11 protein-coding genes are annotated in these 17,570 nt (G+C 64.7%); 4 read left to right on the forward strand and 7 right to left on the reverse strand.

Going from position 1 to position 17,570, the window contains the following annotated elements; translation table 11 throughout:
• Positions 1-25 precede the first annotated feature (25 nt).
• A complete protein-coding gene (locus tag LZC95_20825; protein WXA99254.1) occupies positions 26-5,269 on the forward strand; it encodes a type I polyketide synthase in 5,244 nt (1,747 codons plus the stop codon).
• On the opposite strand, the gene LZC95_20830 is transcribed toward LZC95_20825, so the two are convergent.
• From LZC95_20830 to LZC95_20845, 4 genes are all read right to left on the reverse strand, one after another.
• Positions 5,258-6,091, reverse strand: coding sequence for a class I SAM-dependent methyltransferase (locus LZC95_20830; GenBank protein ID WXA99255.1), 834 nt, complete (start codon positions 6,089-6,091; stop codon positions 5,258-5,260). The genes LZC95_20825 and LZC95_20830 overlap by 12 nt on opposite strands.
• On the reverse strand, positions 6,088-7,725 hold the full coding sequence (locus tag LZC95_20835; protein ID WXA99256.1) for an ABC transporter substrate-binding protein: 1,638 nt from the start codon (positions 7,723-7,725) through the stop codon (positions 6,088-6,090). Before LZC95_20835 ends, LZC95_20830 begins: the two co-directional genes overlap by 4 nt.
• Positions 7,726-7,780: 55 nt before the next feature.
• Positions 7,781-9,028 carry a hypothetical protein gene (locus tag LZC95_20840; GenBank protein ID WXA99257.1) on the reverse strand — a complete coding sequence of 416 codons (1,248 nt, stop codon included), beginning with the start codon at positions 9,026-9,028 and terminating at the stop codon, positions 7,781-7,783.
• A 69-nt stretch (positions 9,029-9,097) separates the two neighbouring features.
• A complete protein-coding gene (locus LZC95_20845) occupies positions 9,098-10,240 on the reverse strand; it encodes a metallophosphoesterase (GenBank protein ID WXA99258.1) in 1,143 nt (380 codons plus the stop codon).
• Positions 10,241-10,296: 56 nt separating this feature from the next.
• On the opposite strand from LZC95_20845, the gene LZC95_20850 reads away from it, so the two are divergent.
• Both LZC95_20850 and LZC95_20855 read left to right on the forward strand, forming a co-directional pair.
• The gene (locus LZC95_20850) at positions 10,297-12,756 is read left to right on the forward strand and encodes a condensation domain-containing protein (GenBank protein WXA99259.1); all 2,460 of its coding nucleotides are present in this window, start codon (positions 10,297-10,299) and stop codon (positions 12,754-12,756) included.
• A gap of 91 nt (positions 12,757-12,847) precedes the next feature.
• The gene (locus LZC95_20855) at positions 12,848-13,795 is read left to right on the forward strand and encodes a PEGA domain-containing protein (protein WXA99260.1); all 948 of its coding nucleotides are present in this window, start codon (positions 12,848-12,850) and stop codon (positions 13,793-13,795) included.
• Positions 13,796-13,994: 199 nt separating this feature from the next.
• On the opposite strand, the gene LZC95_20860 is transcribed toward LZC95_20855, so the two are convergent.
• The 3 genes from LZC95_20860 to LZC95_20870 are packed head-to-tail and all read right to left on the reverse strand — an operon-like array spanning position 13,995 to position 17,054.
• Complete coding sequence (locus tag LZC95_20860) at positions 13,995-15,056, reverse strand: 2-oxo acid dehydrogenase subunit E2 (GenBank protein WXA99261.1); 1,062 nt, start codon at positions 15,054-15,056, stop codon at positions 13,995-13,997.
• Positions 15,022-16,035: an alpha-ketoacid dehydrogenase subunit beta gene (locus LZC95_20865; GenBank protein WXA99262.1), complete on the reverse strand. Its 1,014-nt coding sequence runs from the start codon at positions 16,033-16,035 to the stop codon at positions 15,022-15,024. The genes LZC95_20860 and LZC95_20865 overlap by 35 nt, the downstream gene beginning before the upstream one ends.
• On the reverse strand, positions 16,032-17,054 hold the full coding sequence (locus tag LZC95_20870) for a 3-methyl-2-oxobutanoate dehydrogenase (GenBank protein ID WXA99263.1): 1,023 nt from the start codon (positions 17,052-17,054) through the stop codon (positions 16,032-16,034). Before LZC95_20870 ends, LZC95_20865 begins: the two co-directional genes overlap by 4 nt.
• A gap of 200 nt (positions 17,055-17,254) precedes the next feature.
• On the opposite strand from LZC95_20870, the gene LZC95_20875 reads away from it, so the two are divergent.
• Positions 17,255-17,560, forward strand: a complete 306-nt coding sequence (locus LZC95_20875) for an acyl carrier protein (GenBank protein ID WXB00359.1) — start codon at positions 17,255-17,257, stop codon at positions 17,558-17,560.
• The last annotated feature ends 10 nt before the right edge of the window (positions 17,561-17,570 follow it).

A 17,570-nucleotide genomic window follows, 5' to 3' on the forward strand; every position in this document is an offset into this window, starting at 1 on the left:
GGGAGCGCCGGCATCATGACCGCCGATGAACGTGCATGATCCGATTGCGGTCGTCGGTATGGGGTGCCGGCTGCCCGGCGGTGTGTCGTCGCCCGATGCGTATTGGCGATTGCTCTGCGACGGGGTCGATGCGACCTGCGAAGTCCCGAACGGACGCTGGCCGGAACTCGAGGCCTTGTACGATCCGAACCCGGGTGCCGTCGGCAAGATCTACACGACGCGCGGAGGCTTCCTGGTGGCGGACGTCGAGGCGTTCGACGCCGGCTTCTTCGGCATCTCGCCTCGTGAGGCCATGGCCATGGACCCGCAGCAACGCTTGTTGCTCGAGGTCGCGTGGGAGGCGCTCGAGGACGCGGGCCTGCCGCCCCGAGGCCTCGCCGGCGGACGCACCGGTGTCTTCGTGGGCATCTGCGCGAGCGACTACGCCGAGACCAAGGACCCGGCCGACGTCTACTCGGGCACGGGAAACTACTTCAGCGTCGCCGCAGGCCGGATGGCGTACGTGTTCGACTTCCGGGGGCCGGCCATCGCCATCGACACCGCATGTTCGTCGTCGCTGGTGGCGGTGCATTTGGCCTGCCAGAGCCTCCGACTCGGCGAGTGCAACGTGGCGCTGGTGGGTGGCGTCAACTTGCTCCTGTCGCCGAGCAACACGACGTACTTTTGCGCACTGAAGACCATGGCCCCGGATGGGCGCTGCAAGACGTTCGACGCCGCGGCCGACGGATACGCCCGCGGCGAAGGATGCGTGGTCCTCGTGCTCGAGCGGCTCTCGGATGCCGTGGCGAACGGCCACGACGCGGTCGGGCTCATTCGCGGTTCGGCGGTGAATCAAGACGGCCGAAGCAACGGCTTGACCGCGCCGAATGGCCTTGCGCAGCGGGACGTCATTCGCGACGCGCTTCGGGCGGCGGGCCTGGAACCTGGCGATGTCGCGGCCGTCGAGGCGCATGGAACGGGCACGCCGCTGGGCGATCCGATCGAGATGGAGGCGCTGGCGACGGCGCTGGGCGAAGGACGCCGGAGCCCGCTCGTGGTGGGCTCCGTGAAGACGAACTTCGGTCATCTCGAGGGTGCGGCGGGCCTGGCGGGCCTGCTCAAAATGCTGCTGGCCGTTCGTCATGGTCGGATCCCGCGGCATCTGCATTTCCGCGATCCGAGCCCGGACATCGCGTGGGACGAGCTTCCGGTCGTGGTCCCGACGCAGACGATTTCGTGGCCGCCGGGCCGTCGCATCGGCGGCGTGAGCTCGTTCGGGCTCAGTGGCACGAATGCCCACGTCATCGTGGAGGCTCCGCCGGAGGTGGCGATCCCGGACCGCCACGAAGGGCCTGCCGAGCGGCTGCTGTTGATCTCCGCCTCGAGCGCCGCGGCTCTGGAGGCCCGCGCACGGGCGTTCCGCAACACGGTGGCCTGTACGGACCTCGCGGATCTCTGCTACACCGCCGGCGCCCGGCGCGCGCACCTCACGCACCGGCTGGCGGTCGTCGGCACCGATCGCCGCGGTTTGCTCGAAGGCCTCGACGCCTTCGTCGCCGGCCAGCCCCTCGCGACCGTGGCGACTGGGCGTCACGAGACCGGCTCGAGGCAGCTCGTGTTCGTCTTCCCAGGACAAGGCGGTCAATGGCGCGGCATGGGTCACGGACTCTTATCCGAGCCGGTCTTTCGCGACGTGCTCGTGCGGTGCGACGAACGGGTTCGTCGTGAGGCCGGCTGGTCGCTGCTCGAGGAGCTCTCGCCGGACAACGCGGCCAGCCGAATCGATGCAACCGAGGTCACCCAGCCGGCGACGTTCGCGCTGCAGGCCGGCGTGGCGGCGCTCCTCGCGTCGTGGGGTGTCGTGCCCCATGCCATCGTCGGGCACAGCTTTGGAGAGATCGCGGCCGCGCACGTGGCCGGTGCGATCGGCCTCGAGGACGGCCTGCGCATTGCGCTCGCCCGGGGCCGCGTGATGAAGGCGTCGTTTGGCAGCGGCCGCATGGCGCTCGTCGAGCTTTCCGTCGCCGAGGTGCAACGCGCCGTGCCGCACCTCGGAACGCGCGTATGGATCAGCGGAATCAACGGCCCCAAATCCGTGGTTCTTGCCGGCGACGGCCCTACCCTCGTCGACGTCGTTCGAGGCCTGGAGGAGCGCGGCCTGTTTGCTCGCTTGCTCTGGGGCGAATACCCGTCGCACTGCCCGCAGATGCTGCCGTTCGCCCGCGATCTCGCGCAGTCGCTCACGGAGCTCGACGTTCACGCGCCCAAGGTCCATCTGGTGTCGACGGTCTCGGGCCGCACCTACGCGCCGGGCGATTTCGAGCCGGCCTACTGGGGTCGCAACCTGTCCGAACCCGTGCAGTTCGAAGCGGCGATCCGGCACCTGGCCGCGACGGGCGCCGACGTTTTCCTGGAGATCGGTCCGCACCCGCAGTTGACCAAGTCGATGCGAGATTGCCTGCCGCCCGAGACCGTGGTCGTCGGATCCTTGCGCCGCGACGGCGGCGAGCGGCCGGCGGTTCTCTCCGCCGTTGGTGCGCTGTATGCCGCGGGGTGCGACCATTCCTGGGAGCAGCTCTTTCCAAAACGTCGCCTCGTGCCGCTCCCAAGCTATCCTTGGCAGCGCGAGCGGTACTGGCAACGCCGAAGTCGACCCGGGCACCGCGAGCCCATGGAGCACCCGCTCCTCGGGCGGGTCGAGTCCACCGCCGGGGGCTCGTTTCGATGGCGCAACCGTTTGACCGCGGACGGGTTGCTCGGCGATCACCTGATTCACGGCGAACCCGTCATGGCGGGCGCCGTGTACGTCGAAATGGCGCTCTCGGCCGCCCACGAGATTTTCGGCAGCCTGGATGGCGTGGCCGTGGAGGATCTGCGTCTGCTCTCGGTCTTCGTTCCGCCGCGCGAGCTCGAAGCCGTGGCCGAGCGCGAGCCATCCGGAGACGTGCTCTTGCGATTCGGCAGCCGCGGTCTCGATGCCGAGGCAACCGCACGCATCGAACATGCCTCGGTGCGCCTCGTTGCGGGGCGGGTGCCTGCGCAGACCGTCGCATCCCAGGACATCGAGAGCATCCGCCAGCGTTGCCCCGAGCACGTTCGCCAGGCGGATTGGCTCGCGTTCCTCGGCGGCGTCGGCGTAGAGCTCGATCGTGGCTTCGTGTGCCTCGAGCAGCTATGGCGCGGCGAATCCGAGGCCGTTGCCCGTGTCGCCATCTCCAGCGATCTGCGCTCCGAGGCTCGAGGGTTCTGCCTCTACCCCGCATTGATCGAGGGCGCCGTCGAATGCCTGGCCGTCGCCTGTTTGTTCCAGCGGCCCGAGTTGGCGATACCCGTTGGCATCGACTCGATTTGCTTTCATCGCGCGCCAGGCTTCAAGGCTTGGGCCCATGCCGTCGTCCGCTACGGTGCGGACGGTTCGCCCGGCGGGGATACCTTTCTGTTCGACGAGAACGGCGACATCGCGCTCGAATTGCGCGGTGTCCGACTCCGCCGGATCGACCCGGCTGCGCCATCCGGAGAGCGGGTGGCGGACTGGTTCTACGAAGAGGCCTGGGAACCCCTGCCCTGCGCCCCGCTCACGACCGACTCCATTCCGAGCAAGGCGAAATGGCTGGTGTTCGCCGATCGCTCCGGAACCGCGACCGCACTCCGTGCGGCCCTGGCCGAGCGCGGCGAAGCCTGCCTTCTCGTGTACGCCAGCGATGGGTACGAAGAGATCGAACCGGACGCGTACCGAATTCGACCGACGCGGGCGGACGATTACGCGCGTCTGTTGGCCGAGGGCTTCGCCGATCGTCCCTGCGCCGGTGTGGTGCATCTCTGGAGCCTCGATGTGGCGCCGTTCGAGCAGACGACCGTCGAATCACTGGAGATCGCGACGGATCTCGGGTGCATTTCGGCGCTGCATCTCACGCACGCGTTGCAGGCCACGCAACCGCGGCCGAGACTCTGGCTCGTCACATCGGGGGCGGTGCCTTTGGGCGATGCCCCTGTCCAGCCTGCGCAGGCGCCGCTCGCGGGGTTCGGCAAGGTACTCACGCTGGAGCACCCCGAGTTCTCCTGCAGCCGCCTGGATCTCGACCCGCGCGCCCGAAGGGACGTTCGCCCATGGTTGCAGGAGCTCACGCAACCGGGCCAGCGCGACGGCCGAATCGCGTACCGCGATGGCATGCGCTACGTGGCTCGATTGGCGCGCGCGAACGTCGGGTCGTTCGCGCCGGACGACGTGCACGTTCGGCCGGACGCCACGTACCTCGTTACCGGAGGCACCGGCGGGCTCGGTCTCGCATGCGCGCGGCGGCTCGTTGAGCGGGGGGCTCGTCATATTGCCCTGCTCGCGAGGGGCAAGTCGAGAGCTCGCTCGGATGTCCTCGAGGGCTTGCGCGAGCGGGCAAACGTCGAGGTGTTCCATGCCGATGTCGGACATCGCGACGAGCTCCGCGCGATGCTCGCCGAGATCACCGCGCGCATGCCGCCCGTTCGCGGTCTTCTTCACGCGGCGGGAACGCTGGCCGATGCCACGATCGACCAGTTGACCGAGCCGCGTTTCCGCGCGGTGTTGCCGGCCAAGATCGCGGGCACGTGGCATTTGCACGAGGCGACCCGGGAGCTGCCGCTCGATTTCTTCGTCCTGTTCTCCTCGGGGGCATCGCTCCTCGGCTCGGCGGGGCAAGCAAACTACGCCGCCGCCAATGCATTTTTGGACTGCCTCGCCCACGCACGACGGGGGCTCGGACTTCCGGCCCTGAGCATCAACTGGGCTGCTTGGTCGGAGGTGGGGATGGTCGCATCGCGCGCGGAGGACGGCACGCTTTCATCGTGGGCGGGGACGTCGCTGACCACCGAACAGGGGCTGCGCGCTCTCGAGGTGCTGCTCCAGTCCCGCATCGCTCAATGCGGCGTTTTCCCCTTCGACCCCATCTCGCGGGCGGCCTCCAATTCGGACAGCCCTTCGAGCCTTCGCCAGCGGCTCCTCGCCGAGCCCCTTGCGGGACGAGAAATACTCGGGCAATTCGTGCTCGACAGCGTGGCCCGCGTGCTGAGGATCGCGCCGTCGAAGCTGACGACCGATGCCCCGATCAACCACTTCGGGCTCGATTCCCTGACGGCCATGGAGCTCAGGAACGCGATTCAAGCGGAACTCGGCATCGCCCTCAATACGATTGCCCTGCTGCGAGGTCGCAACATCGCCGACCTTACCGTGGAACTTTTCGAGCAGTTCCTGCTCGACCACATCGACGAACTTTCTGACGCGAATGTCGGGGCCCTGACGCAACAGCTAGAGGGATGATCCCGCCACTCTGGACCACGCGCTCACGAAGGGCGGCAGCATCAGGACGCCGTGTTGAGCCAGGGTCTCGTCCCGCAGCCGCGCCGCGAACGTTTCGATGCCGACGTCCGCGGCGCTGGCCAGCTCGAACCTTTCGATCACCGGGAGCATGCTGCGCAGGCCGGCGGCGATGTACTCGTAGCCCGCCCAATCGGTGCCACCACCCGCGGGCGCTTCGACGTGCATTCGAGGAGCAGGCAGCCCGGCATCGACGAAGGCGCGAAACAGCTTGAGCCCCATCCGCGTTTCCAGCCCCGCGCGCTCGAACGCCGGAGGCGCCCAGTCCCACACCCGAGAAAGCAGGGACGATGGCGGAAAGGCTACCGGTCCGATGGACCATTCGATGTCTTGAAATGCCACGATTCCGTTCGGGCGAACGTGGGCTGCGAGGTGGCGCACCCACCGCGCCGGCTCCGGGATGTACGTTAGAACGAGGCGTCCCACCACGGCGTCGAAGTCATCGTCCAGCGCGATGGTCCGTATGTCGCCTTGGAGGAAGGAGACGTGGTCGAATCCGAGCTGCCGAGTCCTCGCCCTCGCCTTCTCCAAGATCGCGTCGTGGCAATCGACACCGATGACCTGCCCGGTGGGCCCGACGAGGTCCGCGAGGAGCAAAGCCACGTCACCGCCTCCGCTGCCCACGTCCAGCACCTTCATCCCCGTCGAGATCCCCGCCTGCTCGAAGAGGCGGCGGGTCGTAGGGTCGAAGAGCATCGACTGTGCGCGCAGACGCTCCGTTTCCGCGTCGGAGCGTCCCATGACATAAACCGAATCGTCGCTCATGGACAGGCGACGGTTCCGGTAATGACTCCGTTCCGATAGAAGGCGCCGGACGGCCGGAAGTTGGCCGCCCGACCACTGTCATCGGCTCCAATGCAGATGATCTGGATGTCGTTCGTCGCTTCCCCCACGGCGGGATTGAAATCGTGCGCGCCCATGGCGCCATCGTAGTCGATGCTCTGATTGCGCGTCAGCGCGTCGAATGCTTTCGAGATGCTGTCGGCGCCCGTCGCCACCACCGGGGCCGGCGGAATCAGTCGCTCCAATCCCGTTGCCAGGGCCGTGCCGGTGAGCGGTTGATCCCCCAGCGCAACGATGGAGTAGGCCAGGAGATAGGTCGCATCGTATCCGCCGGCCGCATAAAAGCTCGGCGTCGCGCCCTCGTTGGCCCCTTGGTAGAGAATCGTGAACTTGGAATAGAGAGGCCCGGTTCGGCCGGCGGCCGTGGCCACGATTCGCGTGCGCAGGCCTTTCGACGCAGGCTGCGCGTTGACGGTGGCGAGAAGATTTCCCGTGAGCGTGGCGCCGGTGATGTTCAACCATCGAGGCCGATACGTGGCCGTCCAGTTGGATTCGGTGGGGCCCAGGATCTTCTGGCTGATTTCATCGGCTCCGCCCGCGAGGATGATATGGGGCGCGAAATCTTTCAGTCGCGTGATGGCCTTGGCATATCCGGTGTCAGGATTGGGGTCCGTGCTGGGATCTCCATAATCGACGTCGGCGTACTTCTCGTCGGCCAAGTTCTCGGCGGCCGTCTTGCCATTGTTGAATCGCATGTTGTCGAAGACGGTGCTCGCGAGGCCTTTCCCGAAATTGTCGCCACGGTGCAGGAGCGCCACCTTCATGGCCTCGTTGGCGGCGATGACCCCGGCGTCGCGAAGCTGCTTCTCGATCACGGGGACGAGCGCGGCGTGCGTGCGTGCGTGCTCGGTGTCCGAGGGAACCGTGCGCCAGACGAGCCGCTTCCCCTTCGGGCGCACATCGAGCGTCGTGATGAGCGCCGCACCCCCGGTGGGCCCCATGAGAAGCACGTCCGCACCGGCTGCGTAGTCGGTCGAGAGTTTGGCCACGTTGGAGCTGAACGAGGGGCCGATGATCGCGGGAACGTGGACATCGTCGATCAAATGATGCGCCGCCCGCATGAAACTCACTTGTTCGTCGCAGACGATGAACGCCAGTGGACGCCGAGGCCCGCCCTCTTTGGCGGGCGGCAACCCCGTGTTCGAGTTCAGCTTGAAGTCCTTCCGGGCGAGATCGACGGCATTGATGATCGGCGCGGCGGCCGAGGCTTGCGTGCCCGTCATCGGCATCATCAAGCCGAGGTAGATCGTGCTGTCGTTCGCGTAGTCGCTGGAATCCGCCAGCGGCGTGGTGCAATCCTCCGAGGTCAACTTGACACAGCGATGCGTTTGCTTGTCGCAGACATGCGGCGCATCCGCCCCATACCTTGCCATGCAGGTAGCGCTCGTGTCGCATCGGGTTTCATCGGTGATGGCCTGGCAGAGATGATCGCTGTTGCAAACCGTCGAGGCGAAATCCGGTCCGCGCGCCGTGCAATCGGCCGTGCTGTCGCATTGGGTGGTGTTCTGCCCGAGCAGCGCAACACACGAGCTCACGGTGAGCGTGATGAAAGACATGGCCGTAAGAACGGCGACACGAGAAAACGTTCGCACCATGGTAACCCCCATATCGCTAAATCTTGCGCACGTACGCGAGCAATGGAATTACGTCGGCGTCGGACAATTCGGGAAATGGATGTTTGAGCCCTCGCGCGAAGAAACGAAAGAGGCGCTGATAGTGAATCATGACATCTTCGAGCGTGGCTGCATTGTTGTTGTGAAAGTATGGCGCAGTCTTGCTCACGCCATAGAGAGGAGGAATGTCGAATCGATCGAAGTCTTCGATCTTTCCCGTCATGAGAATCCGCCCCGGGTCGTCGGTTTCCCTGATCTGCTGACTACCATCGGGCAGCGTGATCGTATAACGGCGAATCGGGAGTCCGTTGTTCTGGGGTAAATCGAACCCGGGCGGTTCAGGGGCGGATACGCCGGCATTCGTGAAGGTGGGAAGATTCGACCCGTCGTACGGGGGGACCAATCGCTTCTCGCGAAAGACCGTCTGTGTCGGGCCGTTGTGGCAACCGCCGCAGAAGTCCTTGAAGAGCTCCTTGCCCTTTTGCTCGAGGGGGGTGAGCGGCGGATCGGGATCGTGCGGGGTCGGATTTCCCGCCGACAGCTCGCCCTCCAGGATTCGTACGCCGAACGACGAAAACTGAGTGCGCTCGAAACGCGCGATCCGACGGAGGAACTCATCCCCGGGTTGTCGTTTGATCTCGGCATGCGATTGGAAGGCGGTGAGTGCTTGCGCTTCCAGAGCGGCGACCCTTCCGTCGAATTGAAAGGGTTGGCTGAATGCCGTATTGCGAATCGTGGGCACCGCGCGAAAGATGTCCACTTCGGTCGCCGCGGGATCGTCCGTGAGCCGCACATTCGGGGGAAGCGGAACTCTGACTCGAATGAGTCCTTTCGTGCGCAGTGTGGTGAAGTCGTTTCCAAAGTCATCCGCGTCAATCGACCGGAAGAGCGGATCGTCCGCCTTGGGATCGATCCGACGGGCTCGCAGCAAGGCTTGGTAACGCGCCTCGGCCGTTTGAGGCGTCAGCGCGAAGTCATCTTCGGGCCGATGGCACGTCGCACACGATCGCCGATTTCCTTCGAGTTGCGGCACGTCCGTGAAGAAGAGGAGAGCACCGCGAAGCGCATCCAATTTATCGAGCGGGTTCGGTAAGTCGATGTCGACGGAAATGCCCAGGCCCTGTAGCTCGCGCTCGGCGGCCACGATGGGATCTTGCTCTTCACGGGATTCGTTTGCACATCCCCCTGCCGCCGCCAAGACGATGGACCACCCCAACATCGAACTTCGAAGATTCGATATTCCCATGCGCCCTCTATTGCAGCATCCGCCGAGGTGGCGTCCACTAATATTGTTCGCAAATCTTATTTCCGGTATTCAATGCGTCCGCAGGGTATGCACGACGATGGCCGGGGCGACCCCCAATCGGATCGGCGGCCCCGAGGTGCCCAGGCCAGGATGGACGTACAATGAGGAGCGGCGCCTGCGATAAAGGCCCGAGGGAAAGGGGTGAAGGAGATGAAGCAACGAGAGGTGCCCCTTCGAAAAGGGGATGGCGACCTGCCCTCCGTGCGTGTGCCCGCTCAATGTAAGCGGGATTCCAGCTTTCTCCGCCTGATCGAAGCGCTCGGGATCGTGCGATAGAAGCACGGAGGGTACGCCAGCCGGGCAACCGGCCATGGCGCGTTCGAGATTGTCGCGTTGGGTCCAAGTATCGTCGATTCCGGCAAGGTAGAGGCGCGCTTTATCGCGGATGAGAAGCATTCCCTCGTTGCGAAGTACGTACGCACCGCGATGCCGAAGTGCGCACACCAGGCGTTCGGCGTCCCCGAAGTAATCGTGATTGCCCAGCGATACGAAAACGCCTCCCGGAGCGCGAATCGCGCCGACCACGGCGGCGGCATCCTCGAGGAAATCCGATCCGCCCACGATCAAGTCCCCCGTAACGACTACGATATCCGCCGCGGAACGATTGACCCGCGCCGCCCAATCTCTTCCCCACGCCTCCGGCGTCATGTTCCCAATATGAAGATCGGAGAGGTGCGCAATCCGGTATCCGTCGAAGCGCCGATCGAGTCCTCGGATGGGAACATCCAGTTCATGCACGACGATCCGCCGCCGCCGCACGAAGATGCCATAAGCGGCAATTGGGATTAGGAGGAGGTAAATCCAGGTATAGAGAGAAAGAATGGTTCCCGGATGGGGGCCCTGATACCCGAACGTGCGAATGGCGAATACCAGGGCGCACGGGACGATGCCGAGTGCACACGCATTCCAGTGCACGAGGAATGGAAGCTCGATGAAGGTCACGAAATGAGGATTTCTCCGTGGATCGTCGATCCATGCCCCGATGCGCAGGGCGAAAAAGAGCACACCCGCCAGTGCGCACGCGAGCGATGCCGTGCAACGGAGGCGCTCTTCCGTGCCGTCCAATGCGCCATGCACGGCGGCGGCGAAAACGGTGTGGGAGAGCATTGTCGCAAGAATCGTCGCGACGCGGATGCGATTCTTTTTCTTCATGAGGAGAGCGCAAATGCGAATAGCTGCGCATTGCCTTCTCATGATAACTTTCGAACATGAGCTCTTGGACGGGAAAGTCCGAGGAGACGTCGAAAAGCGTCGTCTCCTCGGATGCCCGAGCGAAGTTGCGGAGGTTGCTCGAGCAGCGCCGCGGAGTTACCCGCGAGCGATTCGCGCCCGCCGGGGCGGATGCACCGGAGCTCGCGTGGACACCGCTGTCGTTTGCCCAGCGGCGCATGTGGATGGCGCAGCAATTTGCGCCCGAGAGCACCGCCTGGAACATTGGCTACGGGATTTATCTGCGCGGCACACTCCGAGAAGATGCCTTGCTTCGCGCCTTTGGCAATTTGATCACCCGGCACGAATGCCTCCGTATGTCGTTCGGTCTGCACGACGGCGTGCCCACGCAGACGCCACTTCCCGATGGCCTCGAGCTCCTGGGGGCCGCGGAGGATCTCACGGCCATCCCCGCCGGGGCCCGAGACGCGGAGGTGCGCGCGCGGGTCATGCGGCTCTCGCGGCAGCCGTTCGACCTTGCCGCGGGGCCTCCCCTTCGAGCGCGCCTTTTGCGCGTGGCCGATGACGCGCACCTTCTCGTGGTGATTGCGCACCACATCTGCCTGGACGGCTGGTCGATTCTCCGGATCATGCTGCCCGAGCTCTTCGCGGATTACGCAGCCTTGGCTTCCGGAAGCGCCCTCCCGCGCAAACCGAAGTTGCCGCGCTGGCGAGACCTGGTTGCCGAGGAAGCGGCCCGTCTTGGCGATGCCGATCGCGATGCGGCCTACTGGCGCGATGCGCTCGCCGGCGCCCCGGCGCACATCGACTTTCCCAACGATGGTCCGGCACCGGAATTCGCCCGCGGCCGTGGAGACCGACGGCGTCTCCCCATGGCGAACGACCTTTCCCGCGCCCTCGACGATTGCGCGCGGCGCTACAACGTCACCCTCTTTCCCCTTCTCGTCACGGCGGCGTGCGCGACGTTCGCGCGATGGGCCGACCAGGACGACATGGTGATCGGGCTGGTGAAGTCGGACCGTTCACGCCACGACCTCGAAGGCAGCGTGGGGCCCTTCGTCAACCACCTCCCCTTTCGTTGCCAGGCCGCACGCGATCTTTCGCTCGGCGCTTTACTCGACAAGGTGAACACGTCATTGATGACCGTGCTCCACGAGCACGCAGGCCTCCCCTTCGAGCGGGTGGCCGGCGCGGTCGTGGCAGCCCACGGCGTGCGCGCGGCGCCGCTCTTCAACACCATCGTGCAAGTGCACGCGTTTCCACTTCCACAGGGGCGACTGGGAGATCCCGAGCTGCACGCGCGACTATCCGCGCTGGGGATGAGCGAGTTCGAGCACGACTTCGGGCGCCTGTCGTTCGCGGGGCTCGAAGGTGGATTCGGCCCCATCTACCACGGTTGGTCGCCGCGCGATTTTCGCATCCTCCTGCTGCGCCACGACGATGCGGATACCCTCGGCTGCGAGTTCGACGTCGATCGATTCGAGGCGCGCACGATCGATGCGCTTCTTCGCAGCGTCACGACGACGCTCGCCGTTCTCGCGTCGGAGCCGGAGCGCCTCGTGGGCAGTCTTGCCCTCGATCCAGGCCTCGAGGCCAGCAAGACCGAAGGCGCGAACGTCCCCGACTCACCGGAGATGCTGGCGCACGTCGCCTCGGCGCTCGCGCAGAGAATGGCCGTTTCCGTTCCGGCGCATGCGCTCGTCCGGTTTGCATCCGACACCCTGGGCGTCGACGTCACCGCGCTCGACGTCTCCGTCGGCGAGATTCTCGCCTCCCCTCCCCTCGCCCGCGCCGCCCGATTGCTGCGGCGGCCCGCTCACGGGCCCCTCGTTCGTCTTCGCGAGGGGGCTGGCCCGCCGCGAATCTTGGTTCATCCCCTCCTCGGGCGGCTCGACGGGTATCGAGAGCTCGCACGCCGGTTTCCAGGGGATGGCGCCGTTTTCGGACTCGAACCTCCGGCCGTTCACGAGGGGCTCGCATCGCATAGCTCCGTGGAGGAAATGGTCGTCGCCTATGCGGACGTACTGCTCGACGCGTTTCCAGAGCGTCGATACATACTCGGCGGTTGGTCATTCGGTGCACTCGTGGCGCTGGCCATGGCGCAACGTCTCACCGTGCAAGGCGGTGTCGACATCGAAGGCGTGGTCCTTTTCGACCCATGGCTCCCCAGGCATTCCGCGCCCGACGAACCTCTCGCCGGATTCACGCACGAGTTGTGGTGGTCGCTGAGTGGCAGTGCTCCACCACCTCTGGGGAGGGACAATCCGCCAATCCGATTGCCGGATATAGCCGCACGTGCCGTGGCCGAACGGATCGTTGGAAGTCCCGATACGGTTTTTCGTTATTTCGATCTTTACCAGGCACACGAAAAGATCGCGCTGGCCCATACTGTTCCGGTCTACACCAACGAGGCCATGGTGTTCTGCAGGCAACCAGACGGTACGCCTCCTCTATTTGGAGCCGCGCTGGACGAGGTGATTGCATGCCTGTCGTCCTAAGCGTCTTGGGTGTGGATAGTCCGTCACCGTCAATGCCGAAGAGTTTCGATTTGGAGCCCAACTTTTCGCAGTGGAGTTAGATTCGGAACAAATGAAGAGGACCTCGCATTACGTCGCCCTGGTGTTGGCGGCTTCGCTCGTTTCTTCGCCGATCGCCGCCCGTGCCCAGGGCCCGGCGCCGTCGGCCACGGTCGATCCGGCCAAGCTGGACGAGGCACGGGAACGTTACAATCGTGGACTGCGGCTTTACGAGCAAGGCAACCCCGTGGCCGCCCGCATCGAGCTCGAACGCGCCTACGAGCTCGCGCCGAGTTACCGCATTTTGTACAACATCGGCCTTTGTTATCAGGCATCCAACGACTATGTCGGCGCCCTCCGCGCCTTCCAGCGCTACTTGGCCGAAGGTCGAGACGAGATTGCCGAGGAGCGCCACGCATCGGTGAACAAGGAAATTCAGAGCCTCAGACCGAATATTGCCTCGCTCACCATTTCGAGCAGCGAGCCTGGTGTGGCCATCTCCGTCGATGACGTTGCGGTGGGGCAGACTCCCCTACCGGAGAAGGTCTTGCTCAATCCGGGAACCCGGAAGATCACCGCCAGCAAGAACGGCTTTTTCCCCCAGACCAAGTCGATCGTCCTGGCCGGCAGCGACAATGCATCGCTGGGCTTCGAGCTGGTTGCGCTCCCCGCACCCGGCGCCAAGGAGAAAGAGGGCGGCGGCAGTGCCCTTCCCTACGTGGCGTGGGGTTTGACCGGAGCGCTCGCCGTTGGTGCGGGTGTTACGGGGTATTTGGCCCTCAGGGCCAACGCGGATCAGAACGACATCATCGATCGTCCCGGGGCAACCAGCGGCCAGGTGGAGGACGCCCGAGACAAGACGCGAACGTTTTCCATCGCGGCCGATTGTTTGGTCGCAGCCACGGTCCTCACGGGGGGCATTGCGCTCTATTTCAGCTTGCGCAAATCCGACAAGGCGGCTTCCGGAGAGACGGCCGCCCGCGTGACCCCGGGCGGCATCAGCATCGTCGGCCGCTTTTGAACGGGCGAGCACGATTCTCGAACAGGAAGAAGGAAACCGCCAGGGCGCCAGGGGCCGCCAGGATCGCCAACTGAACCAACATAAATCCCTAAAAGTCGAGAGTTTATTGTTGGTTCACCTGGCGATCCTGGCGCCTCTCTTTTGGCGTCCTGGCGGTTTCCTCTTCTCTTGGTGACGCTCGCTGACTTTAGCGCCCCAGCTAACGGAACTCCCCGGCGGAAATGGCTCGGAGCGGATCGGAGAGGCGATCGCGAACATCGCGCAGGAACTTGCCGGCTGCGCGCCCGTCGAGGGCGCGATGATCGAAGGTCAGTGCGAGATAAGCCATATTGCGGACGGTGAGCTCGTCGTCGACGACGGCGGGCCGGCGTGTGGGGCGATTCAATGCCAGAATCGCCACCTGCGGAGCATTGAGCAGCGGCGTCGCGAGCAAACCGCCACCGTGCCCGGCAAAGGTCACGGTGAACGTCGCCCCCGCGAGATCGGCCGGTTTGAGGCGACGCTCGTGCGCTTCGGTGGCCAGCGACACGAGACGCTCTTCGAGTTGGTCGAGCGTGAACGTTTGGGCGTCGGCGAGAACGGGAACCAGCAGCGCATCGTTCGTTTGCACGGCGACGCCGACGTGGACATCGTCGTACGCCAGCAGCTCGTTCCGCCCTTCGTCGAAGACGGCATTCGCCAGCGGCGTTTCTCCAAATGACGCAATAGCAGCCTGGATCAGGAATGGGATGTAGCCAACCCCCGAGGCCCCTTGAATGCGATCGAGCGTCGTGAGGTCGGCCTCCTCGACCACGGTGACCGAGGGAATGCGCTGGGCGAAGGTCAGATGCTCCGCGGCCGCCCGTCGCGCTCCGCTCAAAGGGATGCGCTGGTGAGTGCCCTTCGGGGGCATGAACGACAGCGGCTGGACCGACGACGGTGGCGGCGGCGGCGGCGGAAAGCTCGAGAGAAGCCCGGCGTACTCGCCCTCGTTGTGGGACGCAAACCGCACCGTCTCCTCGAAACGAGCCTCGTTTGCCTGGTCCGCCGCACCAATGTCGACGAGGATGCTACCCACCGCAACGACTTGCTCGGGCGCGGCAAAGATGCGCCGGACGATGCCGCCGCATGGCGCCGGAATGTCCACCGTGGCCTTGTCGGTCAGCACGGCGAGCATCGGCGTCTCGGGCTCGATGTGTTCTCCCTCGCGCACGTACCAATTTACGATGGATGCCCGGCTGATGCCCTCACCGAGATCGGGCAGACGATACAACGTTCCCATCTTTCCATTCTCCCAAAGCGCGTTTGACGGCATGAACGACGCGCGCCACGTTCGGCCGGTGATGTTCTTCGAGTTCGGGAAAGGGGTACGGCACATCGAAGCCGCAGACCCGTTGAATGGGAGCACGCAGGCGGACGTCCCTGCTTTCGGCGATGCGTGCCACCACTTCGCTGGCCACGCTGCACGATCGCGCGGCCTCCTGAATGACGATGATCCTCCCCGATGCGCACGCCCGCAACATCCCGATTTCGTCGAGGGGTGAGAGCGTGCGCAAATCGCATACGTGGCATTCGATACCGCGCTGGGCCACGAGCTCCGCCGTGTTGACGGCTACGTCGACCATGCCGCCCCACGCAATCAAGGTAACGTCTTTGCCGGTTCGTACCGTGCGCACCCTGCCCAGCGGCGTCGTATGATCGCCATCGGGCACCTCGCCCTCGAGCGAGCGATAGAGCTTCTTGGGCTCCAAGAAAACGACGGGATCCGGATCGCGAATGGCGGATGCCAGGAGGCCTTTGGCATCGGCCGGGGTGGAAGGAACGACGACCTTGAGGCCCGCGGTATGGCAAAAATAGGCTTCGGGCGACTCCGAGTGGAGCTCCGGCGCGCGAACGCCGCCGCCGCTGGGCATGCGCAGCACCATGGGCATGCTCACCTTGCCCCGCGTTCGCCAGCGATAGCGACTCACGTGCGCGATGATCTGATTCATCGCCGGATACGAGAACGAATCGAATTGTATCTCGCAGACGGGACGCAGCCCGGCCATGCAAAGTCCCACCGCGGTGCCCACCATGCCCGCCTCGGAAACCGGGGTGTCGAAAACCCGCTCCGCGCCGAATTCGCGCTGCAGGCCTGCCGTCGCTCGAAAGACGCCGCCCGAGCGCCCGATGTCCTGTCCCAATAGAACGATGCTCGGATCGCGCGACATCTCTTCGCGCAACGCCGCGTTGATGGCTCGAACGAAGGTGAGAACGCTCATCGTGCCCGCCTTGTCGCCTTGTCGGCCAAGCGGCGCACGAGCTCACGATCGAGCGCGAGTGCGGGTGGAACCTCCGCCAGGGTGTTCTCGAAGAGCAGATCCACGTCAGCGGCGGGCATGGCCTCCGCCTCGGCGATGGCCTCGTTCATGCGGTCGCGCGCCTCACCGTGGAATGCGGCGAGTTGCTCGTGAAGGGCAATGCCATCGCGCACGAGTCGTGCTGCGAACGCCTCGACGGGATCGTGCTCGCGTGCCCGTGCCATTTGTGCTTCGTCGCGGTACTCGCCCGCGTCGTCCGAGACGGCGTGTCCAGAAGGGCGGTACGTGACGCATTCGATCAACGTGGGCCCCTGGCCGCGACGTGCACGCTCGGCCGCGTGGTGCACGGCCTCGTACACCGCAACGACGTCGTTCCCATCGACGCGCTCCGCGGGGATGCCATAGCCCGCGCCCTTGTCGGCAATCCGCGCGGCGCGCGTTTGTTTCTCCAGCGGCGTGCTGATGGCCCATTGGTTGTTGCTGCAAAGGAGGACCACCGGCGCCTCGGTCAGTGCCGCGAAGTTTGCCCCCTCGTGGAAATCTCCTTCCGACGTGGCACCATCGCCGAAAAAGACGAGGGCGACCGTATCGCGCCCGCGCAGCCGCTCTCCCCACGCGAAACCCGCGGCGTGCGATATATGCGATCCCACGGGAACACTGAGTGGGGCAACGCGATGAAGATGCGGATCCCAAAAGCCGCAATGGTGCCCGCGGGCGGCGGCGAAAAGAATCGAGGGGGACAATCCGCGAAGCATTCCCACACCGCCTTCACGGTACGAGGGAAATATCCAATCGGTGGGGCGGAGTGCTCGCGCCGCGCCCACCTGAACGGCCTCGTGCCCGCGGAGCAATGGCCAATTGCCAACACGGCCGTGCCGATGAAAGACGACCAACCGTTCGTCGAACGTGCGAAGAAGAATCATGCATCGCGCGAGGTCCAGCAATAGTTCGTTGGAAAAAGCCAATTCCACGCGATTCATTCGGCGACTCTCTGGTTGTTGCCTTGGCGACTGGAATTGAAATGCGTTTGCGCAATCTTTCAATATCCCAACGGGATGATGCTAAATGATTCGATTGTATGGACGCGCGCAATGAAATTCATTCGTCGAAGTTAATCCATCTCTCGGCTCAGGAGCGGCGTGCACGTATTCTTCTCTTCATCGAGGAATGCGTGGGGTCGATGCTCGGTGCCGCAGGGCCTCTTCCTGAATCCATTCCGCGCAAGAAACCATTGCGTGAAATGGGCGTCGATTCCTTCATGGCCGTACGTCTTCGACATGCGCTTCAAGACGCGTCGGGCGAACGCCTTCCCGCGTCGCTCCTTTTCAATTATTCCACCATCGAAGCTCTGGCCGAGCATCTCACCGTGCGATGGGCGTCGGCTCGCCCGGCGATGGCCTCCCTGCGCGGTTCGGAGATCGTCGCCCGTTTGAAGGATATGTCCGAGGATGAAGCGCAGACCTTTCTTGCTGCCGTGAAGTCCTGACTCGGAGAGA

The organism is Sorangiineae bacterium MSr12523, assembly GCA_037157775.1.
GTDB classification, from domain to species: Bacteria; Myxococcota_A; Polyangia; order Polyangiales; family Polyangiaceae; genus Pendulispora; species Pendulispora brunnea.